This window comes from Telluria sp. GW821-FHT07G12, from assembly GCF_059418525.1.
Genome location: NZ_JBWKQA010000011.1, coordinates 76,097 through 88,968 on the forward strand (window position 1 = coordinate 76,097; position 12,872 = coordinate 88,968).

Below are 12,872 nucleotides of genomic sequence, written 5' to 3' on the forward strand. Positions count from 1 at the left end.
AACCAAGCCTTCCGGGCAAGAACCACGTCGACTTCTCTTTACAACTCTTTACATGAGAAATAAAACGTATCAGCGCTTGCAAATTTTTCTAATAGGAAAACTCAGCTGGCAATAAGAACATTCTGAGCAAACTTGAGTCAATGACAATTATTCGGGAGGTGGCATATGTACAACGTATGCACAAGATATGCATGAGATATGCATATTGCATTGACGAGACGAAAAAAAAACGGCACCCGAAGGTGCCGTTTTCGTTAGCCGTTCAACAACCGGCTAGAAGCTCAAGCGAAGATCACTCCGCGTCGCCGTGGTGCTGCTCGATCGAAGCCGCAGCCTGCTGCTGGTCTTCCATCGCCTGCAGCTCGGCAGCCATGTTGGCCTTCTCCTGCTGCAGCAGCGCCTGACGCTCTTCCGCTTCCCACGCCTCTTTTTCCTTGCGGGCGCGGTGGAAGGCCAGGCCGGTACCGCCAGGGATCAGGCGGCCGACGATGACGTTTTCCTTCAGGCCGCGCAGACCGTCGCGCTTGCCCATGATCGCCGCTTCGGTCAGCACGCGGGTGGTTTCCTGGAACGATGCGGCCGAGATGAAGGAGTCGGTCGACAGCGATGCCTTGGTAATACCCAGCAGCACGTTTTCGTACTGCGCCGGCAGCTTGTTGGCTGCGCTGATGCGGTCGTTCTCTTCCAGCAGTTCCGAACGCTCGACCTGCTCGCCGACGATGTAGTCGGTGTCGCCGGCATCGGTGATCTGCACACGACGCAGCATCTGGCGAACGATCACCTCGATGTGCTTGTCGTTGATCTTCACACCCTGCAGACGGTACACGTCCTGCACTTCGTCGACGATGTAGCGGGCCAGTGCTTCGATACCCAGCAGGCGCAGGATGTCTTGCGGATCGGCCGGGCCGTCCACGATCATCTCGCCCTTGTTCACCACCTGGCCGTCGTGCACCAGCACTTGCTTGTCCTTGGTAATCAGGAACTCGTGCTTGTTGCCGTCCATGTCGGTGATTTCCAGACGCTGCTTGCCCTTGGTTTCCTTACCGAAGGCGACGGTACCGGTGACTTCCGCCAGCATGCCGGCATCTTTCGGCGAACGGGCTTCGAACAGCTCGGCAACGCGCGGCAGACCACCGGTAATGTCACGGGTCTTCTGCGATTCGGTCGGGATACGTGCCAGCACTTCACCCACCGATGCCTGCTGGCCGTCCTTGACCATGATCAGCGCGCCGACCTGGAAGCCGATCGTCACGGCGTGCTCGGTGCCGGCGATCTTGACTTCCTGGCCTTCTTCGTTCAGCAGCTTGACCTGCGGACGCAGGGTCTTGCCCGAACCGCGGCGCTTCGGATCGATTGCCACCAGGGTAGCCAGGCCGGTCACTTCGTCCACCTGGCGAGCGACGGTCACGCCCTCTTCCACGTTTTCGAACTTGATCGTGCCGCCGTATTCCGTGATGATCGGACGGGTCAGCGGATCCCAGGTCGCCAGTGCGGTGCCTGCTTTCACAGTCACGCCGTCGTGGACGGTCAGGGTCGCGCCGTACGGCACCTTGTGACGCTCGCGCTCACGGCCGTGGTCGTCGGTAATCAGCACTTCGCCCGAACGCGAGATGACGATCTGCGCGCCCTTGCCGTTGGTAACGTAACGCATGGTCGCGGTGAAGCGGACCGTGCCGTTCGACTTGGCTTCGACCGACGATGCCACTGCTGCACGCGATGCCGCACCACCGATGTGGAAGGTACGCATGGTCAGCTGGGTACCCGGCTCACCGATCGACTGTGCTGCCACCACACCGACGGCTTCGCCGGAGTTGACCAGCATGCCGCGGCCGAGGTCACGGCCGTAGCACTTCGCGCACAGGCCATAACGGGTGTCGCAGTTCAGCGGAGTGCGGACCTTGACTTCGTCGATACCGACGCGCTCGATCTCTTCGACCATGTCTTCGTCCAGCAGCGTGCCGGCTTCGAACAGGGTCTCTTGCGTTTCCGGATTGACGATGTCGGTACCTGCAACACGGCCGAGGATACGGTCGCGCAGCGGCTCGATGACTTCACCGCCTTCGACCATCGCCTTCATGTGCGTGCCGTTGGTGGTGCCGCAATCGTCCTCGATCACCACCAGATCCTGGGTCACGTCGACCAGGCGGCGGGTCAGGTAACCCGAGTTCGCGGTCTTCAGCGCGGTGTCGGCCAGACCCTTACGGGCGCCGTGCGTCGAGATGAAGTACTGCAGAACGTTCAGGCCTTCGCGGAAGTTCGCGGTAATCGGCGTTTCGATAATCGAACCGTCCGGCTTGGCCATCAGGCCTCGCATACCGGCCAGCTGGCGGATCTGGGCTGCCGAACCACGGGCGCCCGAGTCGGCCATCATGTAAATCGCGTTGAACGATTCCTGAGTGCCGTGGGTGCCGTCGCGCTTGACGACCGGTTCCACTTTCAGCTGGTCCATCATGGCCTTGCCGACTTCGTCCGAGGTCTTGCCCCAGATGTCGACGACCTTGTTGTAACGCTCGCCGGCGGTGACCAGACCCGAAGCGTACTGCTGCTCGATCTGCTTCACTTCCGCTTCGGCGGTCGCGATCATCGACTTCTTGACGTCCGGGATCAGCATGTCGTCCACGGCGATCGAGATACCGGCGCGGGTCGCCAGGCGGAAGCCCGACTGCATCAGCTTGTCGGCAAACACGACGGTCGCACGCAGGCCGCACTTGCGGAACGAAGTGTTGATCAGCTTCGAGATTTCCTTCTTCTTCAGCGCGCGGTTCAGCACCGAGAACGGCAGGCCTTTCGGCAGGATCTCGGACAGAATCGCACGGCCGACGGTGGTCTCGTAGCGGGTCAGGGTCTGGTCGAAGCCGCCCTGCTCGTTCTTCGGGAACTCGACGATACGCACGGTGATGCGGGTCGCCAGTTCGACTTCCTTGTTGTCGTACGCGCGGATGACTTCCGACACGTCCGGGAACAGCATGCCCTCGCCCTTGGCGTTGATCGCTTCGCGGGTCGCGTAGTACAGACCCAGCACGATATCCTGCGACGGGACGATCGACGGCTCGCCGTTCGACGGGAACAGGATGTTGTTCGAAGCCAGCATCAGGGTGCGGGCTTCCATCTGTGCTTCGATCGACAGCGGGACGTGGACTGCCATCTGGTCACCGTCGAAGTCGGCGTTGAACGCCGCGCAGACCAGCGGGTGCAGCTGGATTGCCTTGCCTTCGATCAGCACCGGCTCGAACGCCTGGATACCCAGACGGTGCAGGGTCGGCGCACGGTTCAGCATGACCGGGTGTTCCTTGATGACTTCTTCGAGGATGTCCCAGACCACCGGTTCCTGCTGCTCGACCAGCTTCTTCGCCGCCTTGATGGTCGTAGCCAGACCCATCAGTTCCAGCTTGTTGAAGATGAAGGGCTTGAACAGTTCCAGAGCCATCAGCTTCGGCAGGCCGCACTGGTGCAGTTTCAGCTGCGGACCCACCACGATGACCGAACGGCCCGAGTAGTCGACGCGCTTGCCCAGCAGGTTCTGACGGAAGCGGCCGCCCTTACCCTTGATCATTTCAGCCAGCGACTTCAGCGGACGCTTGTTGGCGCCGGTCATCGCTTTACCGCGACGGCCGTTGTCCAGCAGCGAGTCCACTGCTTCCTGCAGCATGCGCTTTTCGTTACGCGTAATGATTTCCGGCGCGCGCAGTTCCATCAGGCGCTTCAGGCGATTATTACGGTTGATGACGCGGCGATACAGGTCGTTCAGGTCGGAGGTCGCGAAACGGCCGCCATCCAGCGGGACGAGCGGACGCAGCTCCGGCGGCAGAACCGGGAGCACTTCCATGATCATCCACTCGGGCTTGATGCCCGAACGCTGGAATGCCTCGAGCACTTTCAGGCGCTTGGCGTATTTCTTGATCTTCGCTTCCGACTTCGACTCTTTCAGTTCGACGCGCAGCGCTTCGGCTTCGCGGTCGATATCGATCGAGCGCAGCAGTTCACGGATGCCTTCGGCGCCCATGAATGCGGTGAAGTCGTCGCCGTACTCTTCGTACTTGGCGGCGTAGTCGTCTTCCGACATGATCTGGCACTTCTTCAGCGGGGTCATGCCCGGATCGGTCACGACGTATGCTTCGAAGTACAGAACGCGTTCGATATCGCGCAGGGTCATGTCCAGGACCATACCCAGACGCGACGGCAGCGATTTCAGGAACCAGATGTGGGCGACCGGCGAGGCCAGCTCGATGTGGCCCATGCGCTCACGGCGCACTTTGGCCAGCGTGACTTCGACGCCGCACTTTTCGCAGATCACGCCGCGGTGCTTCAGGCGCTTGTATTTGCCGCACAGGCACTCGTAGTCCTTGATCGGGCCAAAGATCTTGGCGCAGAACAGGCCGTCACGTTCCGGCTTGAAGGTACGGTAGTTGATGGTCTCCGGCTTCTTGACTTCGCCGTAGGACCACGAACGGATTTTCTCGGGCGACGCCAGGCCAATCTTGATGGCGTCGAAGCTCTCGTTTTGCTGAACTTGCTTGAATAGATCGAGCAGTGCTTTCATTTATCACTCCGGGTGATTGAATTCTTTACTTCAGTCGTCGTTCCCGCGAAGGCGGGAACCCAAGTTTTGCAATACGCCACGAACTTGGGCCCCCGCCTGCGCGGGGGCGACGGGCATGCTGCTATTAGCTACGTTCCAGGTCGATATCGATACCCAGCGAACGAATCTCTTTCACCAGCACGTTGAACGATTCCGGCATACCCGCATCGATCACGTGGTCGCCCTTGACCAGGTTCTCGTACACCTTGGTACGGCCGTTCACGTCGTCCGACTTGACGGTCAGCATTTCCTGCAGCACGTACGAGGCGCCGTAGGCTTCCAGTGCCCACACCTCCATCTCACCGAAGCGCTGGCCGCCGAACTGGGCTTTACCACCCAGCGGCTGCTGCGTCACCAGCGAGTACGGGCCGGTCGAACGGGCGTGCATCTTGTCGTCGACCAGGTGGTGCAGCTTCAGCATGTGCATGAAGCCGACGGTGACCTTGCGCTCGAATGCTTCGCCGGTGCGGCCGTCGTACATCGTGACCTGGTTCTTCGACGGGGTCATGCCCAGGTGGGTCGCGATCTCGTCCGGGAAGGCCAGGTCCAGCATGCGGCGAATTTCGCTCTCGTGCGCACCGTCGAACACCGGGGTCGCGAACGGCACGCCGTTCTTGAGGTTGTTCGCCAGTTCGACGATCTCTTCGTCGCTGAAGTTGTCCAGGTCTTCCGACTTGCCGGTCTCGTTGTAGATCTTGCCCAGGAAGGCACGCAGCTGCTCGGTCTGTGCCTTGGCCTTGATCATTTCGCCCAGACGCAGGCCCAGACCTTTGGCGGCCCAGCCCAGGTGGGTTTCCAGGATCTGACCGACGTTCATACGCGACGGCACGCCCAGCGGGTTCAGCACGACGTCGGCCGGGGTACCGTCAGCCATGAACGGCATGTCTTCGACCGGAACGATACGCGAGACCACACCCTTGTTACCGTGGCGGCCTGCCATCTTGTCGCCCGACTGCAGGCGGCGCTTGACGGCCAGGTAGACCTTGACCATCTTCTGCACGCCAGGCTGCAGCTCGTCGCCCTGGGTCAGCTTCTTGCGCTTCTCTTCGAAGGCCAGGTCGAACTGGTGACGCTTCTCGTTGATCGACTCCTTCATCGCCTCCAGTGCGTTGGCGGTTTCGTCGTCGGCCGGACGGATGTCGAACCAGTGGAACTTGTCGAGGTCAGCCAGGTATTCCTTGGTGATGACCGCGCCCTTGGCCAGCTTCTTCGGACCGCCGTTGACGGTCTTGTTCACCAGCAGGCGTTCCAGACGCTGGAAGGCGTCGCCTTCAACGATACGCAGCTGGTCGTTCAGGTCCAGGCGGAAACGCTTCAGCTCGTCGTCGATGATCTGCTGGGCGCGCTTGTCGCGGACGATGCCTTCACGGGTGAAGACTTGCACGTCGATCACGGTACCGACCATGCCCGACGGCACGCGCAGCGAGGTGTCCTTCACGTCGGACGCCTTTTCGCCGAAGATCGCGCGCAGCAGCTTCTCTTCCGGCGTCAGCTGGGTTTCGCCTTTCGGGGTCACCTTACCGACCAGCACGTCGCCGGCTTGCACTTCGGCGCCGATGTAGACGATGCCGGATTCATCCAGACGAGCCAGCTGGTTTTCAGCCAGGTTCGAGATGTCGCGGGTGATTTCTTCAGGGCCCAGCTTGGTGTCACGTGCAACCACCGACAGTTCCTCGATGTGGATCGAGGTGTAGCGGTCGTCCTTGACGACGTTCTCCGAGATGAGGATCGAGTCCTCGAAGTTCAAGCCGTTCCACGGCATGAACGCCACCAGCATGTTCTGGCCCAGTGCCAGTTCGCCCAGGTCGGTCGAAGCGCCGTCGGCGATGACGTCGCCGCGTGCCACGCGATCGCCCACTTTCACGATCGGACGCTGGTTGATGTTGGTGTTCTGGTTCGAACGGGTGTACTTGATCAGGTTGTAGATGTCCACACCGACTTCGCCGGCTTGCGCCTCGTCGTCGTTCACGCGGATCACCACGCGGCCGGCGTCGACGTAGTCAACGAGGCCACCACGGGTTGCCTGCACGGTGGTGCCCGAGTCGACCGCAACGGTGCGCTCGATGCCGGTACCGACGAAGGCTTTTTCCGGACGCAGGCAAGGCACGGCCTGGCGCTGCATGTTGGCGCCCATCAGTGCACGGTTCGCGTCATCGTGCTCGAGGAACGGAATCAGCGACGCTGCAACCGACACGACCTGGCCCGGGGCCACGTCCATGTACTGGATGCGCTCAGGCGAGACCAGGATGGTTTCGCCGGCTTCACGTGCCGACACCAGTTCGTCGACCAGCTGGCCTTCTTCGTTGATCGCGGCGTTTGCCTGGGCGATGATGTAGCGGCCTTCTTCGATCGCCGACAGGTATTCGATCTTGTCGGTGACTTTCGAACCGTCGACCTTGCGGTACGGGGTTTCCAGGAAGCCGTATTCGTTCAGGCGGGCGTACAGTGCCAGCGAGTTGATCAGGCCGATGTTCGGGCCTTCAGGCGTTTCGATCGGGCACACGCGGCCGTAGTGGGTCGGGTGCACGTCGCGGACTTCGAAGCCGGCGCGTTCGCGGGTCAGGCCGCCCGGGCCCAGCGCGGAAACACGGCGCTTGTGCGTGATTTCCGACAGCGGGTTGGTCTGGTCCATGAACTGCGACAGCTGCGACGAACCGAAGAACTCGCGGATTGCTGCCGAGATCGGCTTCGAGTTGATCAGGTCGTGCGGCATCAGGTTGTCGGCTTCGGCCTGGCCCAGACGCTCCTTGACGGCGCGCTCGACGCGAACGAGACCGGCGCGGAACTGGTTTTCGGCCAGTTCGCCCACGCAGCGGACGCGGCGGTTGCCCAGGTGATCGATGTCGTCGACTTCGCCGCGGCCATTGCGCAGCTCGACCAGGATCTTGATCACGGCCAGGATGTCTTCGTTCGACAGGGTCATGTCGCCGGTCAGTTCGTCACGGCCGATGCGGCGGTTGAACTTCATGCGGCCGACGGCGGACAGGTCGTAGCGCTCCGGGCTGTAGAACAGGCCGTTGAACAGCGCTTCCACCGACTCTTCGGTCGGCGGCTCGCCAGGACGCATCATGCGGTAGATCGCCACGCGAGCGGCGGTCTGGTCGGCGGTGTCGTCGGTGCGCAGGGTCTGCGAGATGTAGCCGCCCTGGTCCAGGTCGTTGGTGTACAGGGTCTGGATCGCCGAGATGTTGGCGTCGCGCAGCTTGCCCAGCAGCTCGTCGGTCAGCTCATCGTTGGCGTTGGCGATGATCTCGCCGGTGTCGCCGTCGACGACGTTGGTCGCCAGCACGCGGCCGACCAGGTAGTCTTCCGGCACCGAGATATAGGTGATGCCGGCGGCTTCGATGTCGCGCACGTGCTTGGCGTTGATGCGCTTGTCCTTCTGCACCAGGGTCTTGCCCGACTTCGGATCGACGATGTCGAAGCGCGCGACTTCACCGCGCAGGCGCTCGGCCACGAATTCCAGTTCCGCGCCTTCCGAACGCAGGTTGAAATTGTCGAACACGAAGAAGTTGGCGAGGATCTGCTCCGGCGTCATGCCGATGGCTTTCAGCAGGATCGTCACCGGCATCTTGCGGCGGCGGTCGACGCGGAAGAACAGGATGTCCTTCGGGTCGAATTCGAAGTCCAGCCACGAGCCGCGGTAAGGAATGATACGTGCCGAGAACAGCAGCTTGCCCGAGGAGTGGGTCTTGCCGCGGTCGTGCTCGAAGAACACGCCCGGCGAGCGGTGCAGCTGCGAGACGATCACGCGCTCGGTGCCGTTGATGACGAACGAGCCATTGGCGGTCATGAGCGGCAGTTCGCCCATGTACACTTCCTGTTCCTTCATTTCCTTCACGACCGGCTTGGTCGGCGATTCCTTGTCCAGGATCACCAGACGCACCTTGGCGCGCAGCGGCGACGCGAAGGTCAGACCGCGTTGTTGGCATTCCTTGACGTCGAAAGCGGGGTCACCCAGCACGTAAGAGAGGAACTCGAGACGCGCAAAACCGTTGTGCGACACGATCGGGAAGATAGAGGAGAAAGCCGACTGCAGGCCTTCGTTCTTGCGCACGGACGGCGCTGCGTCCGCTTGCAGGAAATTCTCGTAGGACTCCAGCTGAGTAGCCAGGAGATAGGGAACGTTGTGAACGTTGGCGCGCTTCGCGAACGACTTGCGAATGCGTTTCTTCTCAGTAAATGAGTAGTGCATGGACACTCCGTGAGTGACAGAAAGGGATGAGACTTCAGGGATTGCGAGTGGTTGCAACACCACATGCAAGGCCTCAAAACTCGCCGCGTTCCGTCAGGTGATAAAGGACAGCCGGTACTGCTGTGTTACGATTACTTCTGAACTGCCAGTGCTGCTGTTACTGCAGGGGTAACGCGTGTATGTCGCAGGGACGACAAAAGAGCCAAAGCCGCATACCCCACCTTTCGGCGGGGATCTGCAAGCTTTGACTCCGGCTTTGGGCGCTGTTGCCGGCGCCCATTGCGTATGTATTACTTGAGCTCGGCCTTGGCGCCAGCTTCTTCCAGCTTCTTCTTAGCGGCTTCAGCGTCAGCTTTCGGCAGGGCTTCCTTGACAGTCTTCGGTGCGCCGTCGACCAGGTCCTTGGCTTCTTTCAGGCCCAGACCGGTGATTTCGCGGACGGCCTTGATGACGCCGACCTTGTTCGCGCCGACTTCAGCCAGCACGACGTTGAATTCGGTCTGCTCTTCAGCAGCCGGAGCAGCAGCGCCGCCGCCAGCAGCCGGTGCCGACATTGCAGCTGCCGACACGCCGAACTTCTCTTCGAAAGCCTTGACCAGGTCGTTCAGTTCCATGACCGACATTGCGCCAACTGCGTCCAGGAACTCTTCTTTGCTAATTGCCATTTGAAACTCCAATATTTAGTGTGTAGTTAGTACTTGAACAGAAAGGCCAGAGCTTATTCAGCCGCTGCCGGTTCCGCTGCGGCTTCTGCCGGAGCTGCGGAACCTTCGCCTTTTTGTGCTGCCACGGCAGCCAGAACTCGTGCGAAGCCAGAAACCGGAGCCTGCATGACGCCCAGCAGCTGGGCGATGAGGACTTCACGGCTCGGGATGCTTGCCAGCGCGGTAACGCCAGCGACATCCAGGTTCTTACCAGCGTAGTTACCACCCTTGACCACGAGCTTGTCGTTGGTCTTGGAGAAGTCGCTGATGACCTTGGCTGCTGCCACGGCGTCGTCCGAGATCGAGTAGATCAGCGGACCGACCATGGTGTCGGCCAGAGGTGCGAACTGGGTGCCTTCCACAGCGCGACGTGCCAGCGTGTTCTTCAGAACACGCAGGTAGACGCCCTGCGAACGAGCATTTGCACGGAGTTTCGTCAGAGCACTAACCTGGATGCCACGGTACTCGGCGACGACGATGGTTTGCGCGGTTGCTACTTTTGCGCTAACTTCTTCGACGACGACCTTTTTGTCATTCAGATTAAGACCCACGGTCAATCTCCTTAAATGATGTGAGGATTATTCCCCGCATCGGTTCGAACACGGCGTCCGAAGTTAAGAAGTACGACATAGCATCGACTACAAAACTTGTTCGGGTTCGCCATCTGCGTTGGGTGGTCTATTAACCTCCGGATCAACCTCTTCCATCGGCCCAACGGTCTTTGATTGCCTGGCGGCTCGCGCCACCAGCCCAAAGATCCGCCCCGCGATGTTTTGCGGGGACTTAATTCTTGTTACTTAGGCAGCCAGGGTACCCTGGTCGACACGGACGCCAGCGCCCATGGTCGACGACAGAGCGACCTTGCGCAGGTACACGCCCTTCGACGATGCCGGCTTGGCCTTGTTCAGGGCGTCGATCAGCGCGACCAGGTTGGTCTTCAGCTGTTCGTCCGAGAACGACTTGCGGCCGATGGTGGCGTGGACGATACCAGCCTTGTCGGTACGGTACTGAACCTGACCGGCCTTGGCGTTCTTGACGGCGGTAGCGACGTCCGGGGTCACGGTGCCGACCTTCGGGTTCGGCATCAGGCCGCGCGGGCCCAGGATCTGACCCAGGGTACCGACGATACGCATGGTGTCCGGCGAAGCGATCACGATGTCGAACGGCATGTCGCCGGCCTTCACGCGCTCTGCCAGGTCTTCCATACCGACGATGTCGGCGCCGGCGGCTTTAGCCTGCTCGGCCTTGTCGCCCTGTGCGAACACAGCGACGCGCACGGTCTTGCCGGTACCGGCCGGCAGAACGACGGAACCACGAACGACCTGGTCCGACTTCTTCGGGTCCACGCCCAGCTGGACGGCGACGTCGATCGACTCGTTGAACTTGGCGGTGGCGAATTCTTTGACGATCGCGACAGCGTTGTCGAAAGCGTAGACCTTGTTACGGTCGACTTTGGCTTTCATTTCTTTGACGCGCTTGGACAGCTTAGCCATTTAGATACCCTCCACCGTGATGCCCATCGAACGTGCCGAGCCGGCGATGACGCGCACAGCAGCGTCCAGGTCGGCAGCGGTCAGGTCCGGCTGTTTGGTTTTTGCGATTTCTTCAGCCTGAGCACGGGTCAGCGTGCCGACTTTGTCGGTGTGCGGCTTCGGCGAACCTTTGGTGACGCCCGAGAACTTCTTGATCAGGTAGGTCGCAGGCGGGGTCTTCATCTCGAAGGTGAAGGACTTGTCCGCGAAGGCGGTGATCACCACCGGAATCGGCATACCCGGCTCCATGCCTTGGGTCTTGGCGTTGAACGCCTTGCAGAATTCCATGATGTTCAGACCGCGCTGGCCGAGGGCCGGGCCGATCGGAGGGGACGGGTTTGCTTTACCAGCCGGCACTTGCAGCTTGATAAAACCGATGATTTTCTTTGCCATGATGGCTCCTAATCTCTCGATTGAGTGGTAGCGCTCCACCTGTACCACTTATCAGGCGGAGCTCCTCTTACCGGATTCCGCCTTGCTGCTGCGACGCTCCGATTCGGCGTTTTTAGACTTTCTCTACCTGCCCGAACTCCAGTTCCACCGGAGTTGCGCGGCCGAAGATGGTGACAGTGACACGCACCTTCGATTTTTCGTAGTTGACTTCCTCGACGTTGCCGTTGAAGTCGGTGAACGGGCCTTCCTTGATCCGCACCTGCTCGCCCACTTCGTACAGCACTTTCGGGCGGGGCTTCTCGACACCCTCTTGCACCTGCTGCATGATCTTGTCGATTTCGCGGGCCGGGATCGGCGTCGGCTTGTTGCTCTTGCCGCCGATGAAGCCGGTGACTTTCGGCGTGTTCTTCACGAGGTGCCAGGACTCGTCGGTCATTTCCATCTCGACCAGCACATAACCCGGGAAGAAGCGGCGTTCGGACACCGATTTCGTGCCGTTCTTGACCTCGACCACTTCTTCGGTCGGGACCAGAATCTGGCCAAATTGCTCTTGCATGCCGCCGCGCTCGATACGCTCCAGCAGGCCGCGCATGACGCTCTTTTCCATGCCGGAGTAGACATGCACGACGTACCAGCGCTTGTTGCTGACCGGAGTACTCAGCGGCGCAGCAGCGTCTTGTGCCGGAACGCCGGCCGCCGGGACTTCACCCGGCACGTTGTCAGCGTTTTCGCTCATCATTGTTTCCACCCCAGGATCACGTCGTACATCAGGAACTCAAGAATCTTATCCGTGCCCCACAGGAAAATCGCCATCACGAGGACAAAACCGAAAACCACCATGGTGATCTGCGTTGCCTCTTTACGGGTCGGCCAGACAACCTTCTTCGTCTCACGCACGGACTCTTTGGCGAAGCCCAGGAAGTCGCGACCGGTAGCGGAAGTCCACAAGAGCAGGACGGCAACGACCAAACCAGCCACGAGTGCGCCTGCGCACACCAGAGCTGGTTTGTTCTGGCCTTTCAGAATGAAAAAGCCAACCACGCCTGCAATCGTAGCAACCACTGCCAGCGCAACCTTGAACTTGTCGTTCGAGGTGCTGACGGTTTGCACGGATTGATTAGACATACTTAATTTACTTTCGGGTGCCTGGCACCGAATTCGGTGGCAGGGGAGGAGGGAATCGAACCCGCGACCTTCGGTTTTGGAGACCGACGCTCTGCCAATTGAGCTACTCCCCTACATAAACTTCTAGCTGAATCGAGCATTATACGCACCGCGAGTGCAGTGCGCAATACTCTGTTGTTGGGAGGAACAGAATCGTTCCTCCCGGAGGTACTACATATTACTTAGGCGATGATCTTGGCAACCACGCCGGCGCCGACGGTACGGCCGCCTTCGCGGATTGCGAAGCGCAGACCTTCTTCCATCGCGATCGGGGCGATCAGCTTGACGGTGATCGACACGTTATC

Annotated in this window: 9 protein-coding genes and 1 tRNA gene; all 10 read right to left on the bottom strand. The window is 60.4% G+C overall.

Annotation, left to right across the window (positions count from 1 at the left end):
* Positions 1-292: 292 nt before the first annotated feature.
* Complete coding sequence (rpoC, locus tag AC07PE_RS26435) at positions 293-4,540, bottom strand: DNA-directed RNA polymerase subunit beta' (RefSeq protein ID WP_498770205.1); 4,248 nt, start codon at positions 4,538-4,540, stop codon at positions 293-295.
* Positions 4,541-4,664: 124 nt separating this feature from the next.
* On the bottom strand, positions 4,665-8,774 hold the full coding sequence (rpoB, locus tag AC07PE_RS26440) for a DNA-directed RNA polymerase subunit beta (RefSeq protein ID WP_498770207.1): 4,110 nt from the start codon (positions 8,772-8,774) through the stop codon (positions 4,665-4,667).
* A 290-nt stretch (positions 8,775-9,064) separates the two neighbouring features.
* Entirely contained in the window at positions 9,065-9,439 is a 375-nt protein-coding gene (gene rplL, locus AC07PE_RS26445; RefSeq protein ID WP_498770209.1) for a 50S ribosomal protein L7/L12, read from the bottom strand.
* A 53-nt stretch (positions 9,440-9,492) separates the two neighbouring features.
* Entirely contained in the window at positions 9,493-10,029 is a 537-nt protein-coding gene (gene rplJ, locus AC07PE_RS26450; RefSeq protein ID WP_498770211.1) for a 50S ribosomal protein L10, read from the bottom strand.
* A gap of 246 nt (positions 10,030-10,275) precedes the next feature.
* Positions 10,276-10,971 (bottom strand): 50S ribosomal protein L1, encoded by a 696-nt coding sequence (gene rplA / locus AC07PE_RS26455; RefSeq protein WP_442124884.1) that lies wholly within the window; start codon positions 10,969-10,971, stop codon positions 10,276-10,278.
* The gene (gene rplK / locus AC07PE_RS26460; RefSeq protein ID WP_498770214.1) at positions 10,972-11,403 is read right to left on the bottom strand and encodes a 50S ribosomal protein L11; all 432 of its coding nucleotides are present in this window, start codon (positions 11,401-11,403) and stop codon (positions 10,972-10,974) included.
* Positions 11,404-11,515: 112 nt separating this feature from the next.
* A complete protein-coding gene (nusG, locus tag AC07PE_RS26465; protein ID WP_498770216.1) occupies positions 11,516-12,139 on the bottom strand; it encodes a transcription termination/antitermination protein NusG in 624 nt (207 codons plus the stop codon).
* Positions 12,139-12,528 carry a preprotein translocase subunit SecE gene (secE, locus tag AC07PE_RS26470; RefSeq protein WP_230029705.1) on the bottom strand — a complete coding sequence of 130 codons (390 nt, stop codon included), beginning with the start codon at positions 12,526-12,528 and terminating at the stop codon, positions 12,139-12,141. The genes nusG and secE overlap by 1 nt, the downstream gene beginning before the upstream one ends.
* 37 nt (positions 12,529-12,565) lie before the next feature.
* A tRNA-Trp gene (locus AC07PE_RS26475) sits at positions 12,566-12,641 on the bottom strand.
* A gap of 108 nt (positions 12,642-12,749) precedes the next feature.
* The coding region (locus AC07PE_RS26480; protein WP_479723912.1) for an EF-Tu C-terminal domain-related protein at positions 12,750-12,872 on the bottom strand (123 nt) is incomplete at its 5' end.

What these genes read in the sequence shown, in the direction of transcription:
- nusG (WP_498770216.1), bottom strand. Translation starts at nt 12,139, where the DNA reads ATGAGCGAAAACGCTGACAACGTGCCGGGTGAAGTCCCGGCGGCCGGC.
- rplA (WP_442124884.1), bottom strand. Translation starts at nt 10,971, where the DNA reads ATGGCTAAGCTGTCCAAGCGCGTCAAAGAAATGAAAGCCAAAGTCGAC.
- secE (WP_230029705.1), bottom strand. Translation starts at nt 12,528, where the DNA reads ATGTCTAATCAATCCGTGCAAACCGTCAGCACCTCGAACGACAAGTTC.
- rpoB (WP_498770207.1), bottom strand. Translation starts at nt 8,774, where the DNA reads ATGCACTACTCATTTACTGAGAAGAAACGCATTCGCAAGTCGTTCGCG.
- rplK (WP_498770214.1), bottom strand. Translation starts at nt 11,403, where the DNA reads ATGGCAAAGAAAATCATCGGTTTTATCAAGCTGCAAGTGCCGGCTGGT.
- rplL (WP_498770209.1), bottom strand. Translation starts at nt 9,439, where the DNA reads ATGGCAATTAGCAAAGAAGAGTTCCTGGACGCAGTTGGCGCAATGTCG.
- rpoC (WP_498770205.1), bottom strand. Translation starts at nt 4,540, where the DNA reads ATGAAAGCACTGCTCGATCTATTCAAGCAAGTTCAGCAAAACGAGAGC.